The 18,642-nt window shown below is 38.1% G+C and carries 20 protein-coding genes; 11 read left to right on the top strand and 9 right to left on the bottom strand.

Annotation, left to right across the window (positions count from 1 at the left end; genetic code table 11):
* Positions 1–74 precede the first annotated feature (74 nt).
* The 3 genes from AB2B47_RS01585 (at position 75) to AB2B47_RS01575 (ending at position 2,728) form a co-directional block, all read left to right on the top strand.
* A complete protein-coding gene (locus AB2B47_RS01585; RefSeq protein ID WP_320693454.1) occupies positions 75–884 on the top strand; it encodes a Cof-type HAD-IIB family hydrolase in 810 nt (269 codons plus the stop codon).
* 163 nt (positions 885–1,047) lie between these two features.
* The gene (locus AB2B47_RS01580) at positions 1,048–1,956 is read left to right on the top strand and encodes an ATP-binding cassette domain-containing protein (protein WP_320693453.1); all 909 of its coding nucleotides are present in this window, start codon (positions 1,048–1,050) and stop codon (positions 1,954–1,956) included.
* A 10-nt stretch (positions 1,957–1,966) separates the two neighbouring features.
* Positions 1,967–2,728 carry an ABC transporter permease gene (locus tag AB2B47_RS01575; RefSeq protein ID WP_320693452.1) on the top strand — a complete coding sequence of 254 codons (762 nt, stop codon included), beginning with the start codon at positions 1,967–1,969 and terminating at the stop codon, positions 2,726–2,728.
* Between the two features lie 39 nt (positions 2,729–2,767).
* Here the strand turns inward: AB2B47_RS01575 and AB2B47_RS01570 are convergent, their stop codons facing one another.
* The 8 genes from AB2B47_RS01570 to glmU all read right to left on the bottom strand — a co-directional run bounded on the left by AB2B47_RS01570 (position 2,768) and on the right by glmU (position 10,215).
* On the bottom strand, positions 2,768–3,646 hold the full coding sequence (locus tag AB2B47_RS01570; RefSeq protein ID WP_320693451.1) for a sensor histidine kinase: 879 nt from the start codon (positions 3,644–3,646) through the stop codon (positions 2,768–2,770).
* A complete protein-coding gene (locus AB2B47_RS01565; protein ID WP_320693450.1) occupies positions 3,643–4,344 on the bottom strand; it encodes a response regulator transcription factor in 702 nt (233 codons plus the stop codon). The genes AB2B47_RS01570 and AB2B47_RS01565 overlap by 4 nt, the downstream gene beginning before the upstream one ends.
* 105 nt (positions 4,345–4,449) lie before the next feature.
* On the bottom strand, positions 4,450–4,710 hold the full coding sequence (locus AB2B47_RS01560) for a SemiSWEET family transporter (RefSeq protein ID WP_045763891.1): 261 nt from the start codon (positions 4,708–4,710) through the stop codon (positions 4,450–4,452).
* 131 nt (positions 4,711–4,841) lie between these two features.
* Positions 4,842–7,130 (bottom strand): DNA helicase PcrA, encoded by a 2,289-nt coding sequence (gene pcrA / locus AB2B47_RS01555; RefSeq protein ID WP_320693449.1) that lies wholly within the window; start codon positions 7,128–7,130, stop codon positions 4,842–4,844.
* Between the two features lie 121 nt (positions 7,131–7,251).
* A complete protein-coding gene (locus AB2B47_RS01550) occupies positions 7,252–7,947 on the bottom strand; it encodes a 5'-methylthioadenosine/adenosylhomocysteine nucleosidase (RefSeq protein WP_314943725.1) in 696 nt (231 codons plus the stop codon).
* A 10-nt stretch (positions 7,948–7,957) separates the two neighbouring features.
* Positions 7,958–8,269, bottom strand: a complete 312-nt coding sequence (macP, locus tag AB2B47_RS01545) for a cell wall synthase accessory phosphoprotein MacP (protein ID WP_036757475.1) — start codon at positions 8,267–8,269, stop codon at positions 7,958–7,960.
* Positions 8,270–8,280: 11 nt separating this feature from the next.
* Positions 8,281–8,826 (bottom strand): NUDIX hydrolase, encoded by a 546-nt coding sequence (locus AB2B47_RS01540; protein ID WP_320693448.1) that lies wholly within the window; start codon positions 8,824–8,826, stop codon positions 8,281–8,283.
* 9 nt (positions 8,827–8,835) lie between these two features.
* The gene (gene glmU / locus AB2B47_RS01535; protein ID WP_320693447.1) at positions 8,836–10,215 is read right to left on the bottom strand and encodes a bifunctional UDP-N-acetylglucosamine diphosphorylase/glucosamine-1-phosphate N-acetyltransferase GlmU; all 1,380 of its coding nucleotides are present in this window, start codon (positions 10,213–10,215) and stop codon (positions 8,836–8,838) included.
* A 157-nt stretch (positions 10,216–10,372) separates the two neighbouring features.
* Here glmU and AB2B47_RS01530 point away from each other — a divergent pair, with 157 nt between their 5' ends.
* From AB2B47_RS01530 to lysS, 5 genes are all read left to right on the top strand, one after another.
* On the top strand, positions 10,373–11,173 hold the full coding sequence (locus AB2B47_RS01530) for a glycoside hydrolase family 25 protein (protein WP_320693446.1): 801 nt from the start codon (positions 10,373–10,375) through the stop codon (positions 11,171–11,173).
* Between the two features lie 106 nt (positions 11,174–11,279).
* Positions 11,280–12,122 (top strand): DUF368 domain-containing protein, encoded by an 843-nt coding sequence (locus AB2B47_RS01525; RefSeq protein ID WP_320693445.1) that lies wholly within the window; start codon positions 11,280–11,282, stop codon positions 12,120–12,122.
* A complete protein-coding gene (locus AB2B47_RS01520) occupies positions 12,122–12,604 on the top strand; it encodes an aminoacyl-tRNA deacylase (RefSeq protein ID WP_320693444.1) in 483 nt (160 codons plus the stop codon). Before AB2B47_RS01525 ends, AB2B47_RS01520 begins: the two co-directional genes overlap by 1 nt.
* A complete protein-coding gene (locus AB2B47_RS01515; protein ID WP_320693443.1) occupies positions 12,604–13,227 on the top strand; it encodes a histidine phosphatase family protein in 624 nt (207 codons plus the stop codon). The genes AB2B47_RS01520 and AB2B47_RS01515 overlap by 1 nt, the downstream gene beginning before the upstream one ends.
* Before the next feature lie 135 nt (positions 13,228–13,362).
* Positions 13,363–14,853 carry a lysine--tRNA ligase gene (lysS, locus tag AB2B47_RS01510; RefSeq protein ID WP_006151499.1) on the top strand — a complete coding sequence of 497 codons (1,491 nt, stop codon included), beginning with the start codon at positions 13,363–13,365 and terminating at the stop codon, positions 14,851–14,853.
* Between the two features lie 83 nt (positions 14,854–14,936).
* Here lysS and AB2B47_RS01505 read toward each other — a convergent pair whose 3' ends face one another.
* Entirely contained in the window at positions 14,937–16,607 is a 1,671-nt protein-coding gene (locus tag AB2B47_RS01505) for a formate--tetrahydrofolate ligase (protein ID WP_320693442.1), read from the bottom strand.
* A 233-nt stretch (positions 16,608–16,840) separates the two neighbouring features.
* Here AB2B47_RS01505 and AB2B47_RS01500 point away from each other — a divergent pair, with 233 nt between their 5' ends.
* From AB2B47_RS01500 to AB2B47_RS01490, 3 genes are read left to right on the top strand one after another with little or no spacing between them, the layout of a single operon-like run.
* On the top strand, positions 16,841–17,527 hold the full coding sequence (locus AB2B47_RS01500; protein ID WP_320693441.1) for a phosphopantothenate--cysteine ligase: 687 nt from the start codon (positions 16,841–16,843) through the stop codon (positions 17,525–17,527).
* Positions 17,528–17,541: 14 nt separating this feature from the next.
* Positions 17,542–18,093 carry a phosphopantothenoylcysteine decarboxylase gene (gene coaC, locus AB2B47_RS01495; RefSeq protein WP_320693440.1) on the top strand — a complete coding sequence of 184 codons (552 nt, stop codon included), beginning with the start codon at positions 17,542–17,544 and terminating at the stop codon, positions 18,091–18,093.
* Positions 18,077–18,640, top strand: a complete 564-nt coding sequence (locus AB2B47_RS01490; protein ID WP_049496359.1) for an ECF transporter S component — start codon at positions 18,077–18,079, stop codon at positions 18,638–18,640. Before coaC ends, AB2B47_RS01490 begins: the two co-directional genes overlap by 17 nt.
* Positions 18,641–18,642 lie beyond the last annotated feature (2 nt).

Raw genomic sequence — 18,642 nt, 5'->3', positions numbered from 1 at the left:
GATTTAACAGAAGATTCTGTCTCTGATTCACAAAATATGCTATAATATAGGCAAAACTAGAAAAAGGAAAAACTATGATTAAACTACTTGCTCTGGATATGGATGGTACTCTTCTCAACGAAGCCAAGGAAATCCCTCAGGCTCATATTGATGCCATTCATAAGGCTATCGAAAAAGGTGTCAAACTGGTTCTCTGTACTGGACGACCTCTCTTTGGGGTTCTTCCCTACTACAAGAAACTCGGTCTTGATTTGCAAAATGAATACGTTATTGTCAATAATGGTTGTTCTACCCACCAAACCAGCGACTGGAGCCTTGTCGACTGGCGGGAACTTAGCAAATCTGACATCGAATACCTCAATGACCTTGCTGAAAAGAGTGAAGTCCAGTTGACTCTCTTTGATGAAGAGCACTATTTCGTTCTCGGAGGCAAACCAAATCCTATCGTTCAATATGATGCCACACTTGTCTTTGCTGACCTGACTGAAATCACACTAGAGGAAGCTACTAGTGGTAAATATCGTATGTTCCAGGGAATGTTTTTAGGGACAAAAGAACAGACAGATGACTTTGAACAACGATTTGCTGATGAACTTTGTCAGAGATTTAGCGGTGTTCGTTCTCAACCTGTTATCTATGAAGCAATGCCACTCGGTACAACAAAGGCTTCAGCACTTTCTCGTTTGGCTGAGATTTTAGATATCCAACCTTCTGAAATCATGGCTATGGGTGATGCCAATAACGACATTGAGATGTTAGAGTTTGCTGGGCTGGGGATCGCCATGGGAAATGCCAGCGACCACGTAAAATCTCTCGCTGATGCCGTAACTGCTAGCAATGAAGAAGATGGTGTTGCACGCGCTATTGAGAAATATATTTTGTAGAAAATAAGCCCAGTCAACTAGTATTTCTAGCCAACTGGGCTTTTATTTTTTTAAAATTTAAAAACTTTAGAAACTCTTTAGAAATGCTTGACGATTCTTTGATATCTATGCTTTATACTAGAGTTATAAAAATAAAACACCTTAAAGATTAAAGGAGAAAACTATGAAAACAGTCCTCGAAATCCATGGCTTGTCCAAACAATTTGGCAAACAACCTATTCTACAAGATCTTAGTCTCTCAGTTAAAGAAGGAGATATCTATGGACTTATCGGAAAAAATGGTGCTGGTAAGACAACTCTGATTAAAATCATTACCCAATTATTATCTGCTGACCATGGAACTATTTCCCTCTTTTCTAGTCAAGGGTATAAGGAGTGCACGAAAGCCCTATCTCGAGTAGGTTCAGTCATTGAATCCCCAGTAGCTCACAATCATTTAACAGCCTATCAAAATCTAAGGTACTATTGTACTATTCGACATATCCCAAATGCTGATCAAGTCATTCAGGAAACATTAAAGTATGTGGGGTTAACAGATACAGGTAGAAAAGTTTTTCGAGATTTCTCTCTTGGAATGAAACAACGCCTAGGCATTGCGATTGCCCTCCTATCAAAACCGGACTTTCTCATCCTTGATGAACCTATCAATGGACTTGACCCAATCGGTATCAAAGAGTTTCGTCAAATGATTCAACGTCTGAATCAAGAACTAGGAATAACAATTCTCATCTCTAGTCATATCTTGTCAGAACTCTATCTGGTTGCCAATCGCTTTGGAATTTTAGACCAAGGGAAAATCATTCGAGAAATCAGTAAGGCCGAATTTGAGACACTGAATGAAGACTATATTGTTCTAAAAACAATTGACAAAGAAAAAGCTAGTCAAATCTTAAAAGACAAAGTGCATCTTGAATTTAAAGTTGTTAATTCAGATAATGAGATTCATATTTTTAGTCATGAACAAGATGTCAAACGCATTCTCAAAGAACTTACTCTAGCAGATGTTGACGTGGATGAGATTTACTATGCTCGTCAAAATCTTGAAGAATACTTCACACAATTAGTAAAATAGGAGGAAAACCATGATACATACAATTCAAGCAGACTTTTACCGTCTTTTCCGTTCCAAAGGATTTTGGATTACAGAGCTCGTTCTCTTTGCACTCATGTTAATGGGGGCTACTTTCGGAGCTACAGGACAGATCATATCCGTCAGTACAAGTACAAACGCAGAAACCGAACTGCCAAGCAAGGGATGGGATGGTATACAAGCCCTTATTAACACCTCTAGCAATAGCTCAAACCTAGTTTTCCTCTGTATTATCCTTGCTTGCTTAGTTCTAGGAGTTGATCTTATCGGAAAACTCTATAAAAACAGTTTGACAGTGGGTGTTTCTCGCACAGAATTCTTCCTAGCTAAGTTTGTAGTATTAGCAAGTATCGCTCTAATGCAAATTCTTGTTAGCCTAGTCATTGCTTTCGTACCAGCAACTATCCTAAACGGCGTTGGAACTATGCCAGAAGGATTTATTGGCAATCTACTTCTTACTATTGGTCTTCAATTCCTCTGTCTTCTAGCTTGGCTATCTATTGTTTCCTTCATTCTCTATGTGACTCATTCTTATTTGGCTGTTTTCATAGGCTATTTAATCAGCTCTATCTTGCTTTCAACGCCGATGCTTATCTTTCCAGATATCGAGATTTTACGCTATTTATCCTTGAATTTTGCCTATGCCATGACTGCCTATAGTCAAGCTGTTCTATACACCATTGTCGTTACAGTAACTATTATTCTATTCTTTACCATTAGTGGACTTGCTGTTTTCAAAAAGAAAAGCTTATAAAAATGACCTCCTCTGTTCAAAAAGAGGAGGTTGCTTGTTTTAAAAGAGAATTCTAACTGTAAACCAAGAACCATCTGTACTTAGTTGTAGTTCTGCACCAAGTAGATGGGATAATTCTTCTGTAATATAAAGACCTAAACCAGAGGATTCTTCTGTATCTGAGAGGTTTTCAGAGTAAAATCGTTGACTGAGATTTTCAATTTTACGAATCGGTTGTTTAACCAGATTAGCAATTTCCAAACAGATATGATTGTCCACTTCCTTCAGAGAAAATCTCGCTTCATCCTTGCCATGTTTTAGAACATTGCCAATAAGATTTTGTAACATACGATCTAATAAATCTGGATCTGTTAATAAATAGAGACCAGGTTCTACTTGAAAATCAAGGTTAATCTTTGCCGTCTGAAAAGAATCATAATAGGTCAGCAATTTTTGCGTCATAAATGTCGAGACTTCTAACTCAGATAAGTCAGGTTTAACTGCTCCTTCCATTAACCGACGATAGTCCAAAAGAGCCTCTAGCCGTTTTGAAACTTGATTGAGATGATGGGAAATTTTTTTCAAACTCTCAGACTCAGGATTTTTTGTTTTAAGCAATTGCTGAGTATAACCTGACGCAATCGTTAAAGGCGTCCGAATATCATGGGCAATATTGCTAATAGCCATGTCTAAAGTCTGCTTCTCTCGCTTCATAATCAAGCGTGACTGCTCAACATCTTGAAAGAGATGATTGATTTGCTGGTAAAGATGTATAAAATCCTTGGAGAAAGTGGACACTCCGATTCTCTTCATACTTCCAGTCAGAATCTTGTCTTCAATTTGTTGGCTCAAGTTTACCAGTGCTAGATGATAGCGAATCAACCCTATCGTCAATAGGATAATAACCAACAGTAGCAAAGAAAGTAAAATATAGATCATTGCTCATCTCCTTTTAACCGAACACCAACTCCCCAGATCGTTTCAATATACTCTTGCTCTGGATCTAGTTGACCTAATTTTTTTCGGAGATTACTTAAATGAGTGTTGAGAGTATTGTCGCCTGGTAAATAAGTATCCTCCCAGACCAATTCATAGAGTTCTTCTTTCGTAAAAATTTTCTTTGGATGTCCCAGTAAGGTTTGGAGAATCAAACATTCTTTCTTAGCTAGGCGAATAGTTTCCTGGCTATTTTTGATTTCAAAACTATCTGCATCAAATTGAATATTTTTTAACTGTTGAATCAACTTGTCAGGATGTTCAATTTCAGTTGCTTGCTTGTCACTATTTTGACGTAATTGTACCGTAACTCTGGCAAAAACTTCATCCAAATCAAAAGGCTTTACAATATAATCATTGGCACCATCTAATAGATATTGGCTGATGAGCTTCTTATCACTTAGGGCAGTTAGCATGATGACAGGAACTGAACTATCGTGTCTAATGGCTTTTAAAACCTGATCGCCATTTTTTCCTGGAAGCATAATATCTAACAAGATTAGATCAATGTCACCTTGTTCAAATCGTATCATTCCTTCAGTACCAGAAAAAGCCTGAATCACCTCATGCTCCTCAGAAAGAAGAGTTCTCAAAATTTCTTGAATCTCATTATTATCTTCAACGATAAGTATTCTAGCCATAAACACCAACCTTTCTAATAGTATTATATCATGTTTTTTTAGGAATTTCGGATAAAGAAAAACTCTCCTTCATGCTTAAATACGAAGAAGAGTTCATTAGCTATATTAAATTAAAGCTGTCAATGCGGTAATAAGTCCAAAAACGATACCTGGTGCATTAGCTGCTGCCAAAGGAATATCACGTTCTTTTTTAAAGAGACCGTAGTAAACCCAAAGACTGCAGTTAAGTGCAGCTACTGCTGGTTGGATAAAATTCCCTTTTTGACCAGCAAGGTTATTCATAATTTGAGGAATATAAGAGACATACATCATTACAGACATAAAGGTTGCAATCCAACCCAAAGTTTTCATTTGTTTTTCAGTCATTTTCTTCCTCTTTCAAAGACATTTTTAATTATACACTATTTTTTAAGATAGTGAAATTTAAAAAGCTATTTGTTAAAAACTTGTAAATTATCACAATCTTGTGATAAGGGAATCTTATTCATTTAGATAACTTACTTCTTCTCAATCGGTGCTACACTAGCCAAAAGTTTTTTCAAACCGACTTCTGAGAAGCTGATTTTTAGTTCCTGGGTAGCTCCACTACCCGATACTTCAAGGACAGTTCCTTCACCCCATTTTTTATGAAGGGCTATATCACCGATAGACCAGCTAGTTTCACTGGAAGAAGATTTACTATTAGATGCAAATTGTCCAAATGGTAAACCACTTGATTGGATAGATGTAGGCGCAGTATTTCGTTTTCGTTCTTGAAGAGCCTGTGCCAGACTCATTCCTTGACCAAATGTAGTGTTTCCACTTGTGTAAGAAGCTTTAAAACTTGTATTAGCTGGACGAGCCAAACCTTGATAAGTCAACAAATCTGGACTAATCTCGTTGATAAAACGGGTCGGACGATTGTAACTTGTACGTCCGAATAGCAAGCGAGAGTTGGCGTTGGTTAGATAGAGAATTTTCTCGGCTCGTGTGATTCCTACGTATGCCAAACGACGTTCCTCTTCTAATTCATCAGGATCCTCAGAGGCGCGACTAAGCGGAAAGACATTCTCCTCCATACCGATAATAAAGACAACCGGAAACTCGAGTCCTTTGGCAGCGTGTAAGGTCATTAAGGTTACTTCTGACGTCTCCTGACTACCAGAGTCCGTATCTGCAATTAAGGCAAGATCATTCAGGAAACGACTAAGTTTATCTAGTCCTGTTTCCTCTTCTTGGCTTTCAGGATTGTCATCAAAGTTTTTGGTAACAGAGAGGAACTCCTCGATATTTTCAACCCGAGCCTTACTCTCCAATGTTGCTTGTGCATGTAGAATATCAACGTAACCTGTTTTTTCAAGGACAGCCTCAACCAACTCTGTAATGTTTAATTGATCCAGTTGCTCCCTCAAATCCAGAATCATATTGGCAAAGTCCCAAATAGACTGGGCTGCCTTACCCTTAATTCCTGATAACATAATATTAGCTGAAGCATCCAGCATGGACATTTCTTGCAAATTAGCGAAGTCTCGAATTTTTTCAACAGTTCCTGGGCCAATTCCACGCTTTGGTTCATTGATGATACGTTCAAAACTGATATTATCACTTAGGTTGGCAATGAGATTGAGGTAAGCAATGATATCACGGATTTCCTTACGGCTGTAGAATTTGGTACCACCAACCATGGTATAAGAAATATTAGACTTGAGAAGGGCCTCCTCAATAGTACGTGACTGGGCATTAGTACGATAAAGAACTGCAAAGTCTTTGTGTAGGAAGTTTTGACTTCGACCAAGTTCATCAATTGTTTTGGCTACAAAAACAGCCTCATCTTGTTCGTCATTGGCACGATAGTAGACAATTTGTTCCCCATCCGCATTTTGAGTCCATAGATTCTTAGGACGGCGATTTTTATTGTTTTTAATAACGTCATTAGCTGCTTGGAGAATGGTTTTGGTTGAGCGATAGTTTTCCTCCAATAAAACAACCTTGGCTTGAGGATAATCCTTCTCAAAATCCAAGATATTCTGCATATCAGCACCACGCCAACCGTAGATAGACTGGTCCGCATCCCCAACAACACAGATATTTTTAAAGCGAGAAGCCAACAGTTTGACCAGTTGGTACTGGGCATGATTGGTATCTTGATACTCATCAACATGGATATATTGGAACTTTTGCTGATAGTAAGTCAAGACATCAGGATTTTGGTCAAAGAGACGAAGCGTAAGCATAATCAAATCATCAAAGTCAACTGACTCAGACTGACGGAGTTCCTTTTGATAGGCCTCATAACACTTAGCGACAATGTTTGTATATAAATCTCCTGCTTGAGCAGCATAAGCAACATCGTCAATCAAATCATTCTTAGCATTAGAAATGGTCCCTAAAATAGTGCGTTCATTCCACTTTTTAGGATCCAAATTTAATTGCTTGAGAATACGCTTCATCAGTGATCGCTGCTCACCTGGATCGATAATGGTAAAGTTACGATTGTAACCAATATGATCCGCATCACGACGTAAGATACGAACGCACATAGAGTGAAAGGTCGCTATCAAACAGTCCTGTGTAGCTGGATTGAGCCCATAGGCACGTTCTTTCATTTCACGAGCAGCCTTATTGGTAAAGGTAATGGCTAAAATATTCCAGGGATTAACCATCTTTTCATCAATTAAGTAGGCAATACGATGGGTCAAAACTCGTGTTTTACCAGAACCAGCCCCCGCCATAATCAGCAGTGGACCTTCTGTTGTTTGGACCGCTTCAGCCTGTCGGTCATTCATACCGTTTAATAAAGGATTCATTTTCTCTTCCTATTCTTCAAATCAATGTTTCTATTATATCAAAAAAGACTGAAAATAACTCTATCAGAGACAAGCTTCCTTTTTTCCTAAAAAAAGAACACTAACAAGTGTTCTTTTTATTTTAATCATGAATAGATTGTAAAAGTGTCAACAAGGCTTGAGCCGATCTGCGTCCTGCTTCTACGATAAATTCATCAAATGAAATAGAAGCTTCGTGGTTAGCATTATCACTCATGGCACGTACAACTAAGAAAGGTAGATTAAGCGCGTGAGCTGCTTGAGCGATAGCCGCTCCTTCCATCTCAACCGCAAGCACCTGAGGAAAATGTTTTTTTATAGCAGCTATCTTGTCTTCACCAGCTACAAAGCTGTCACCCGTCACAATCAAACCTAGATGCCATTTTTGGTCAAGTTTAGACAAACTCTCTTGAATCAAACTGACAAACTTCTTGTCAGTTTCGAAATAGAGTGGTTGTTGGGCCATCTGACCGTATTCATAACCAAAAGCAGTCACATCAACATCATGATAAGCTAGCTTATCAGCAATCACTACATCTCCAACTTCGATTCCTTCTGCTAAAGCACCAGCTGAACCAGTGTTGATAACAGCATCTACTTTAAAGTGGTTAGCTAAGATTGCTACACTCATAGCAGACATGACTTTACCAATTCCACTCTCCACCAAGACAAGCTCGACTGAACCAATTTTACCCGTATGATACTTATTTCCTAATACCGTCTCTTCTTGAGAGTTTTCTAAATGTTGAATCAGATAAACTAGCTCTTCTGGCATAGCTGCTATAATTCCAATTTTCATGACATTCCCCTTAAATAAATCTCATTGCTAAAACTAGCAAAATCAAGAGAAGAATAACAGCAAATAGAATCTTATTCAGTTTTGAGTTAAAAACATTTCTCTTAGTATTTTCAATTCGACGACTTTTATGGATTTGTGGTTCAACATCAATCGTTAGGGTATCTTGACTAAAACCATGGTCACTTGAACGTGAAGCTCTATAATGTTGAGATGAAGTCGATAATATCTTTGTTTCTTGATCATCTACTAAAGTAGAGCCAGAGATATCTTCACCACGATTTGCACGCTCGATTATTTCGTCTGTTAATAAAGGTTTTCCCATAGGTTCCTCCCCTATTTTTTTTGTAATTCCCAGTACTGGATAGCCATGATAGTCTTGGCATCACAGATATCACCAGACTGGATCAGTTGTTTAGCTTCTTCAAGACTAACTTCAAGTAATTCTAAAGTTTCATCTTCATCCTGTGGACGTGGATTATTAACCTTTGTCAAATCACTTGCCAAATAAAGTTTTAATCGTTCATTACAGAAACCAATAGCAGAATAGAAATCATACAAAAGAGTTAGTTTTCCAGTGTACGCAGCTTCTTCTTCCAATTCACGAAGGGCTGCTGCTTCAGGATCAGCGTTTTCTCCAATTTCTAGTTTTCCTGCAGGAATTTCAACAGAAACTTTTTCAATCGCCTTGCGATATTGCTTGACTAGAACAATCTTATTGTCTGGAGTAACAGCGAGAATACATACCGCACCGTTATGGAAAATTAAATCTCGCTGAGCAGTTCCCTTTCCAGCAGGCAATTCAACCTGGTCTTGAACTAGCTGGAAAATAGGCCCGGTATAGATTTCTTTACGGCTAAGTGTTTTTTCTTCAAATTCCATCGTAAGCTCCTATTGGTTTTTAGGATGATGAGGGAGACGCGTTGCGTATTCGTCCTTGTTAACCTGACGTCCACGACCAATGGCAATCGCATCTGCTGGTACATCTTTTGTAATGGTTGATCCGGCACCTACAAGAGAATTATCTCCTAGCTCAACAGGAGCAATGATAGTTGAGTTAGAACCAACAAAGACATTGTTTCCGATAACTGTCTTATATTTATTTTTCCCATCATAGTTGACTGTTATAGTACCAGCACCAAAGTTGACGTCACTGCCAACTTCACAGTTACCAATGTATGTCAAATGGCCAGCTTTTGTATTTTCTCCAATGCTAGAACCTTTCACCTCAACAAAGTTTCCAATATGGACTTCTTTTGCCAGGCTAGATCCTGGACGAATATGAGCGTAAGGTCCGACTGTAACGCCATCTGCTACTGTGCTTTCTTCAATCATTGAGTTGGTAATTACAGCACCTGAACCGATAGTACTATCAACGATATAAGTTCCGTTGGTCAAAATAGTTTCTGCACCAATCTTACTAGAACCTTTGAGGGTTACATTGGCTTCAATTTGTACATCTGGAGCAATTTCAACATCCACATCAATATAAGTCGCTTCTGGATTTACAAAACTAACACCATTGACCATGTGTGCTTGATTAATACGACGACGCATTACAGCTTCTGCTGTAGCAAGTGCGACACGGTCATTTACACCGAGACTTTCATCAAAGTCTTTCAGAGTATAAGCTCCTACCTTCTCACCAGCTTCACGGAAAATCCCAATCACATCTGTAATATAGTATTCACCTTGAGCGTTATTGGTATTGATGTTTTTAAGAGCTTCAAAGAGGCGAGCATTATCAAACACATAAGTTCCTGTATTGATTTCTTTGATTTGTTTCTCAAAATCGGTCGCATCTTTTTGTTCTACGATGCGTAGTACTTCAGCATTATCATTGCGAACAATACGTCCATAACCAAATGGATCTTCAGCTTCTGCGGTAAGGATAGTGGCTACGTTCTTGTGATTCACATGAAAATCAATCAAGTTTTTCAAACTTTCACCCGTGATTAATGGTGTATCACCTGCAATAACCAATGTTTGTCCAGAAAGACCCTCAAGAATTGGTTCGGCCATCATAACCGCATGACCAGTACCTAATTGCTCAGTTTGTCTCACAAAATCAGTCTGTCCTGCTAAAACTTGCTCTACAAGTTCAGCCTTATGCCCGATTACAGTAACTGTTTTTTCGGGATTAATTGCGCCCACGCTACGAAAAACATGCTCAAGCATTGAAATTCCCGCAACCTTGTGCATAACTTTAGGTAGATCTGATTTCATACGGGTACCTTTACCCGCTGCTAAAATAATTGCATAATTTGCCATATTTTTCTCTTTTCTATAGAAATTCTTTATTATTATACCACAATTTACTTCACGATACACAAATTTGTTGACCTCAACCTAACGCTAATGACTGTCACTACTCCGTTTTGAGTAAATTTTTTGATTTTTTTTACAAATTACGATAAACTATAGGAGTATGAGAAAAAAATTTCGCCCAGCTTTTATAGTTATTATATTTGCTGCTTTTATAGGACTCTTGATTCTCAATCGTCCACGATTCGAAGAACATCCTGTAAAAACCAAACAAAATCTAGTTCAAATAGAAACACAAGCTCTACATAACTTGGATAAGCCTATCATCGATATCTCTGGTTGGCAGAGACCATCGGAAATCAATTACGATATTTTATCTCAAAATATCTCTGGTGTCATTGTTCGAGTCCACGGAGGAAATCAGATTACCACTGAGAACGATGCATCTTATACAAACGGTATTGATAAAGCTTATAAAAGTCATATCGCTGAGTTTCAAAAGAGAAATGTTCCAGTTGCTGTATATGCCTATGTATCTGGAAAAAGTGTAGAGGATATGGAAAAGGCTGCTGAAGCATTCTACAATTCAGCTTCCCCATACAATCCAAGTTACTATTGGTTAGATGTCGAAGAAAAAACTATGTCAGACATGAATAAAGGGGTTGAAGCTTTCCGTGCTAAACTAGAATCTCTAGGTGCTAAAAACATCGGTATCTACATCGGAGTTTACTTCATGAAAGAACATAGCATCAGTACAGATAAATTTTCTGCTATTTGGATTCCATCCTACGGACTTGACTCAGGCTACTTTGAAAGTTCACCAAATACAGACCTTGACTTTGATCTTCATCAATACACCTCAAAGGGTAAACTGGTTGGATTCGAACACCATCTAGACCTAAATCTTATTTCTTTGTCAAAAGATAAGCAAGAGACGTTTAGAAAATTATTCTTAAAACCTTAAATTTATTTAGCAAGCCAGATATTACTTCTACTTGCTTTTTTTATTTCTCTTACTTTGTGATATAATACAAGAAGAGAATTTTAGAGAATAAATATGGAGAGAGTTTATGTTATCTTGGATTTCAAAAATGATTAAAGGAATTGTTATTGCACTAGGATTTATCTTACCTGGTATTTCTGGTGGAGTCTTGGCAGCTATTTTGGGTATCTATGAGAGAATGATTCGTTTTCTTGCCCATCCATTTAAAAACCTAAAAGAAGATATTCTTTATTTCATACCTGTTGCTATCGGTATGTTACTAGGTATTGGGCTATTTTCTTATCCAATTGAGTACTTACTAGAGCATTATCAAGTTTATGTTTTATGGAGTTTTGCGGGTGCTATTATTGGTACAGTCCCTAGTCTTATAAAAGAGGCTACTCAAGATTCTGAAAGAGACAAAGTCGATCTTATCTGGTTTTGGGTGACCTTTATTGTTTCTGGAATTGGTCTTTACGCTTTAAACTTTGTGGTTGGTTCACTCAACGCAAGTTTCACAAGTTTTATCCTAGCTGGTGCTCTTCTTGCTCTAGGTATTTTAGTTCCAGGATTAAGCCCCTCAAATCTTCTCTTGATTTTAGGTCTCTATACCCCAATGTTAACTGGATTTAAAACTTTTGATTTATTTGGTACCTTCCTTCCGATTGGAATTGGAGCTGCTGCTACTCTTATTATTTTTTCAAAATTGATGGACTACGCTCTTCGAGTGTATCACTCTCGTGTTTATCACTTCATCATTGCAATCGTTCTTTCAAGTACACTCTTGATATTGATTCCAAATGCGGGTAATGCTGAAAGCATTAACTACAATGGTTTATCTCTTGTGTCTTATGTGATTGTTGCCTTCTTTTTTGCTCTTGGCATTTGGTTAGGTATTTGGATGAGTCAGTTGGAGGATAAATACAAATAATGGCTAAGAAAGTTAAAGTTAAAAAAACCTTAGTAGAGCAAATTTTGACTAAGGCAGGTGTTGATCATCAAGGCATTCAAATCAATGCTTTAGAAGGAGAACTTCCTTCTGGTTATGATAGAAATCATATCTTTAAGACCTTAGCATTATTGGGCGATAAGACTGGTCCGGTAATAGGAATTGTTCCTATCACCGAACACCTTTCTGAAAAGAAATTAGCAAAGATCTCTGGAAATAAAAAAGTGGCCATGATTCCTCAAAAGGATTTAGAAAAAACGACTGGATATATCCATGGAGCTAATAACCCTGTAGGTATCCGTCAAAAACACAACTACCCTATTTTTATTGATGAAACTGCTTTAGAATTAGAAAAAATGATTGTCTCTGCTGGCGAGGTCGGACACAGTATCATCATCGCACCTAAAGATCTGGCAAACTTTGTAAAAGCTAGCTTTGTTGATATCTTGGAGGAGATAAACTAATGAAACTTTACTTTGTACGCCACGGTCGAACAGTCTGGAATCTAGAAGGTCGCTTTCAAGGGGCTGGCGGAGATTCACCACTTCTCCCTGAATCTATTGATACCTTAGAGGAACTCGGTCAATATCTTAAAGATATCCCTTTTGACAAGATTTATTCGAGTGATTTACCAAGAGCGGTAAAATCAGCTGAGATTATCCAAAGTCAACTGACAAATCCATGTCCTTTAGAAAGTGTTCCTGAACTCAGAGAATGGCACCTCGGTAAACTGGAAGGTCTAAAAATTGCGACTTTAAATGCTATCTACCCTCAGCAAATTCAAGCCTTTAAAACTAACTTAGCTAAGTTTGATACTCGCATGTTTGAAGCTGAATCACTCTACACTACAACTCAGCGCACTATCCAATTTATCAAATCCTTAAAAAACTCTAAGGCAGAATACCTATTACTTGTTGGTCATGGAGCAAACCTTACTGCAAGTCTTCGAACGCTGATAGGCTATCAGGAAGCTCTGCTTCGTAAAGACGGAGGTTTAGCTAATGCAAGTCTAACAATTATAGAAACTGATGACTTTGAAACATTTACTCTAAAGACTTGGAACGATACTTCTTATCAAAAAATATAGAACTTGATATTAACAATCAAGTTCTTTTTAGTTTTTATAGAATATCCGTGAATTTCTTGACTATTTATGATAAAATGGAGTATCGTGAAAAATTAATTTATTATTTAAAATTTCGATTAAAATTAGGAGGAACTCATGTCAACAGAACACATGGAAGAATTGAATGACCAACAGATCGTTCGCCGCGAAAAAATGGCTGCGCTCCGTGAACAAGGAATTGATCCATTCGGTAAACGTTTTGAACGTACTGCCAACTCTCAAGAACTAAAAGATAAATTTGCTGATCTTGATAAAGAACAGCTACACGAACTAAATGAAACTGCTACTATCGCTGGACGTTTAGTGACAAAACGTGGAAAAGGGAAAGTTGGTTTTGCTCACCTTCAAGACCGTGAAGGTCAAATCCAAATCTACGTTCGTAAAGATGCTGTCGGTGAAGAAAACTACGAAATCTTTAAGAAAGCTGATCTTGGTGACTTCCTAGGTGTTGAGGGTGAAGTGATGCGTACAGATATGGGAGAGCTCTCTATCAAGGCTACTCACATCACACACTTGTCTAAAGCCCTTCGTCCATTGCCTGAGAAATTCCACGGACTTTCAGACGTTGAAACAATCTACCGTAAACGTTACCTTGATTTGATTTCTAACCGTGAAAGCTTTGATCGCTTCGTCACACGTTCAAAAATCATTTCTGAAATCCGTCGCTACCTCGATGCTCAAGGTTTCCTTGAAGTCGAAACACCTGTTCTTCACAACGAAGCTGGTGGTGCTGCTGCTCGTCCATTTATTACTCACCACAATGCTCAAAACATTGACATGGTGCTTCGTATCGCGACTGAGCTTCACTTAAAACGCCTTATCGTTGGTGGTATGGAACGCGTTTACGAAATCGGTCGTATCTTCCGTAACGAAGGAATGGACGCTACACACAACCCTGAGTTTACTTCTATCGAAGTTTACCAAGCTTATGCAGACTTCCAAGATATCATGGACTTGACTGAAGGTATTATCCAACACGTTGCAAAAGCTGTTAAAGGTGATGGCCCAGTCAACTACCAAGGTACTGAAATTAAAATCAACGAACCATTCAAACGTGTTCACATGGTTGATGCTATCAAAGAAATTACAGGTGTTGATTTCTGGCAAGACATGACCTTCGAAGAAGCTAAAGCTATTGCTGCTGAGAAGAAAGTTCCAGTTGAGAAACACTATACTGAAGTAGGTCACATTATCAATGCTTTCTTTGAAGAATTTGTTGAAGAAACTTTGATTCAGCCTACCTTTGTCTATGGACATCCAGTAGCAGTATCTCCACTTGCTAAGAAGAATCCTGAAGACGAACGCTTTACTGACCGTTTCGAACTCTTTATCATGACCAAAGAATACGGAAATGCTTTCACTGAGCTCAACGATCCAATCGATCAGCTTAGCCGATTTGAAGCCCAAGCTAAAGCAAAAGAACTTGGTGACGATGAAGCAACTGGCATTGACTACGACTACATCGAAGCCCTTGAATATGGTATGCCACCAACAGGTGGTTTGGGAATCGGTATCGACCGTCTCTGCATGCTACTCACTGATACTACTACTATCCGTGACGTACTTCTTTTCCCAACTATGAAATAAAAACTAAACTCCTAGATGATTTCTAGGAGTTTTTTGTAGTTAAAAAGACAACCTTATCTAAGAGGTTGTCTTTTGTGTTTGAATTAGAATAATCCAAGAACAGTTCCATCGCTTTCAACATCCATGTTGAGAGCGGCAGGACGTTTTGGAAGTCCAGGCATAGTCATGACATCACCAGTTAAGGCAACGATGAAGCCTGCACCAAGTTTTGGTACCAATTCACGAATAGTAATTTCAAAGTTTTCAGGTGCTCCAAGAGCGTTAGGGTTATCTGAGAAACTGTATTGAGTTTTGGCCATACAGATTGGCAATTTGTCCCATCCATTTTGAACGATTTGAGTAATTTGTGTTTGAGCTTTCTTCTCAAAGTTAACCTTGCTACCACGGTAAATTTCAGTAACAATCTTTTCGATTTTTTCTTGAACAGAAAGTTCGTTTTCATAGAGACGTGTGTAGTTTGCTGGGTTTTCGTCGATTGTTTTTACGAGAGTTTCAGCTAGATCAACTCCTCCTTCAGCTCCATCAGCCCATACGCTAGCTAATTCGACTGGTACATCGATTGAAGCACAAAGTTCTTTCAAAGCTGCGATTTCAGCTTCTGTATCAGAAACAAATTCATTGATAGCAACAACTGCTGGAATACCAAACTTACGGATATTCTCAACGTGACGTTTCAAGTTTGCAAATCCAGCACGTACTGCTTCTACATTTTCTTCTGTCAATGCATCCTTTGCAACACCACCATTCATTTTAAGGGCACGAAGAGTCGCTACAATGACTACTGCACTTGGAGCTGTTGGCAAGTTTGGAGTCTTGATATCCAGGAACTTCTCTGCACCAAGATCTGCACCAAAACCAGCCTCAGTTACTGTGTAATCAGCTAAGTGAAGTGCTGTTGTCGTTGCCAATACAGAGTTACAACCGTGGGCAATATTTGCAAAAGGACCACCGTGTACGAATGCTGGTGTACCATAGATTGTTTGCACCAAGTTGGGTTTAATAGCATCTTTCAAAATCAATGTCAAGGCACCCTCAATCTGTAAATCACCAACTGAAACTGGTGTGCGGTCATAACGGTAGCCAATAACGATATTAGCCAAACGACGTTTCAAATCTTCAATATCAGTTGCCAAGCAAAGGATAGCCATGATCTCTGAAGCAACTGTGATATCAAATCCATCTTCACGTGGAATACCATTAAGTGGACCACCAAGACCAACAGTTACATGGCGAAGAGAGCGGTCATTTAAGTCAACAACACGTTTCCAGAGAATACGACGTTGATCGATTCCTAGCTCATTTCCTTGGTGCAAATGATTGTCAATCAAGGCAGAAAGAGCATTGTTGGCAGTTGTAATAGCGTGCATATCCCCAGTAAAGTGAAGGTTGATATCTTCCATTGGTAACACTTGGGCATAACCACCCCCAGCAGCTCCACCTTTAATCCCCATAACAGGGCCAAGAGAAGGTTCGCGTATGGCAATCATAGTTTTTTTACCAATCTTGTTCAAAGCATCAGCAAGACCAATGGTAATGGTTGACTTCCCTTCACCAGCAGGTGTTGGGTTGATAGCTGTAACAAGAATCAACTTACCAACTGGATTTGTCTCAACCTCACGAATCTTGTCAAAGCTTAGTTTAGCCTTGTACTTTCCATACAACTCCAAATCATCATATGAAATACCAAGTTTCTCAACAACATCAACGATTGGTTTTAACTCAATACTCTGTGCAATTTCAATATCTGTTTTCATAAAAAACTCCTCTAGCCTCTAATGTGTTAATTCATTATATCATAAAACAAGATTTTTAACAGTCATTATGATTAGTAACGTTCGTGAATATGGCTAAATAACAGACTTTCTTTATCTCTATTTAAATTTTTATATGTCTTTATAGGTTTTAACTATGGATTAACATCCTATTTTCGGCCCTTGTTACATCGCTTTCATTTTACTTAATGCTCATTTTTTTGTACAATAGTTCTATGAAAATTTTAGTTACTTCTGGTGGTACAAGTGAAAAAATTGATCGAGTTCGTTCTATTACCAATCACTCTTCCGGTAAACTTGGAAAAATTATCACCGAAACTCTTCTAAAGGCTGGCCACGAAGTTTGTTTGATTACCACTCTTCAGGCAGTTAAGCCAGTTAATCATCCAAACTTGACCATCATCGAAATAAAAAATACAGCTGATTTGCTACAAGTCATGAAAGATAAGGTTATGGACTACCAGGTCTTAATCCATTCTATGGCTGTATCAGATTACGCTCCTGTCTATATGGCTGGTTTTGATGAGATTGAAGCTAGTCAAGATTTAACAGAGTTTTTAGATAAGAAAAATCAGGAAACAAAAATCTCATCTAAGGAAGACGTCCAGGTTCTATTTCTCAAGAAGAATCCAAAAATCATATCTCTTATTAAAGAATGGAATCCTAAGATTCACCTGATAGGATTTAAATTACTGGTTGATGTCAGTCAGGAACATCTGATTCAAGTTGCTCGGGAAAGTCTTGAAAAGAACCAAGCTGATTTAATTGTCGCAAACGACCTTACTCAGATTAGTAGCGAGCAACATAAGGCTTACCTAGTTGAAAAAAATTCTTTCCAAACTGCTATGAGTAAACATGAAATTGCTGATTTACTCCTTGAGAAAATAAAAAGTTATGACTAAAAGAAAGGAATTTTATGGCCCGTATTACACTCGCTATTACAGGATCTATTGCTGCATACAAGACAGTTGACCTAGTTAGTTCTTTAAAAAAACAGGGGCATTCTGTTACTGTTCTTATGACTCAGTCAGCGACAGAATTCATTCAGCCATTAACTTTACAAGTACTATCTCAAAATACTGTACATCTCGATATCATGCACGAACCTTTTCCAGATCAAGTGAATCACATTCAAATAGGAAAAGAAACAGATTTATTTATCGTAGTTCCTGCGACAGCCAATACAATCGCTAAATTAGCTCACGGTTTTGCTGACAATATGGTGACTGCTACTGCTCTTGCTTTGCCACACTTTGTACCTAAACTATTGGCTCCAGCTATGAACACAAAGATGTATGACCACCCTGCGACCCAAGCTAATCTTAAAACTTTAGAAGATTATGCTTATACAATTATTTCTCCCAAAGATTCTCTACTGGCCTGTGGGGATACAGGTCGTGGTGCTCTCGCTGATCTCGAAACTATTTTACAAAAAATAAAGGATAAAATTCATGAACAAACGCTCTAATATTGCTCCAATCGCTATCTTTTTTGCCATTATGATTGTTATTCATTTACTAAGCTCGATTTTATTTAATGTACTTCCCTTTCCAATCAAACCAACTATCGTTCACATTCCAGTAATTATTGCAAGTATTATCTACGGACCAAGAATCGGTGCAACCTTAGGTTTTCTGATGGGAATGCTTAGCTTAACGGTTAATACTCTCACAATCCTGCCAACAAGCTATCTCTTCTCACCATTTGTACCAAATGGTAACTTCTATTCAGTTGTGATCGCAATTGTTCCTCGTATCTTAATCGGTTTGACACCTTATTTCGTCTATAAACTACTAAAGGGAAGAGCTGGACTCATCTTTGCAGGTGCACTTGGCTCACTCACGAATACAGTATTTGTCTTAGGTGGTATCTTCTTTCTCTTTGGTAATGTTTTTGATGGAAATATTCAAAAACTATTAGCGACTGTTATCTCAACAAATTCAATCGCAGAATTAATTATCTCAGCCCTCTTAACACTCGTCATTGTTCCGAGACTTGAAAAAATTAAACAATAAAA

The organism is Streptococcus wuxiensis (genome assembly GCF_040888245.1).
GTDB lineage: Bacteria > Bacillota > Bacilli > Lactobacillales > Streptococcaceae > Streptococcus > Streptococcus wuxiensis.
The sequence above is the reverse complement of the archived record's forward strand: the minus strand, read 5'-3'. Positions and strand labels throughout refer to the sequence as shown.

Coding starts and splice junctions, on each gene's coding strand:
- AB2B47_RS01520 (WP_320693444.1), top strand. CDS start 12,122: ATGGCTAAGAAAGTTAAAGTTAAAAAAACCTTAGTAGAGCAAATTTTG.
- AB2B47_RS01550 (WP_314943725.1), bottom strand. CDS start 7,947: ATGAAAATTGGAATTATAGCAGCTATGCCAGAAGAGCTAGTTTATCTG.
- AB2B47_RS01580 (WP_320693453.1), top strand. CDS start 1,048: ATGAAAACAGTCCTCGAAATCCATGGCTTGTCCAAACAATTTGGCAAA.
- AB2B47_RS01585 (WP_320693454.1), top strand. CDS start 75: ATGATTAAACTACTTGCTCTGGATATGGATGGTACTCTTCTCAACGAA.
- AB2B47_RS01500 (WP_320693441.1), top strand. CDS start 16,841: ATGAAAATTTTAGTTACTTCTGGTGGTACAAGTGAAAAAATTGATCGA.
- macP (WP_036757475.1), bottom strand. CDS start 8,269: ATGGGAAAACCTTTATTAACAGACGAAATAATCGAGCGTGCAAATCGT.
- AB2B47_RS01530 (WP_320693446.1), top strand. CDS start 10,373: ATGAGAAAAAAATTTCGCCCAGCTTTTATAGTTATTATATTTGCTGCT.
- lysS (WP_006151499.1), top strand. CDS start 13,363: ATGTCAACAGAACACATGGAAGAATTGAATGACCAACAGATCGTTCGC.
- coaC (WP_320693440.1), top strand. CDS start 17,542: ATGGCCCGTATTACACTCGCTATTACAGGATCTATTGCTGCATACAAG.
- glmU (WP_320693447.1), bottom strand. CDS start 10,215: ATGGCAAATTATGCAATTATTTTAGCAGCGGGTAAAGGTACCCGTATG.
- AB2B47_RS01575 (WP_320693452.1), top strand. CDS start 1,967: ATGATACATACAATTCAAGCAGACTTTTACCGTCTTTTCCGTTCCAAA.
- AB2B47_RS01540 (WP_320693448.1), bottom strand. CDS start 8,826: ATGGAATTTGAAGAAAAAACACTTAGCCGTAAAGAAATCTATACCGGG.
- AB2B47_RS01560 (WP_045763891.1), bottom strand. CDS start 4,710: ATGACTGAAAAACAAATGAAAACTTTGGGTTGGATTGCAACCTTTATG.
- AB2B47_RS01525 (WP_320693445.1), top strand. CDS start 11,280: ATGTTATCTTGGATTTCAAAAATGATTAAAGGAATTGTTATTGCACTA.
- AB2B47_RS01505 (WP_320693442.1), bottom strand. CDS start 16,607: ATGAAAACAGATATTGAAATTGCACAGAGTATTGAGTTAAAACCAATC.
- AB2B47_RS01515 (WP_320693443.1), top strand. CDS start 12,604: ATGAAACTTTACTTTGTACGCCACGGTCGAACAGTCTGGAATCTAGAA.
- AB2B47_RS01565 (WP_320693450.1), bottom strand. CDS start 4,344: ATGGCTAGAATACTTATCGTTGAAGATAATAATGAGATTCAAGAAATT.
- AB2B47_RS01490 (WP_049496359.1), top strand. CDS start 18,077: ATGAACAAACGCTCTAATATTGCTCCAATCGCTATCTTTTTTGCCATT.
- pcrA (WP_320693449.1), bottom strand. CDS start 7,130: ATGAATCCTTTATTAAACGGTATGAATGACCGACAGGCTGAAGCGGTC.
- AB2B47_RS01570 (WP_320693451.1), bottom strand. CDS start 3,646: ATGATCTATATTTTACTTTCTTTGCTACTGTTGGTTATTATCCTATTG.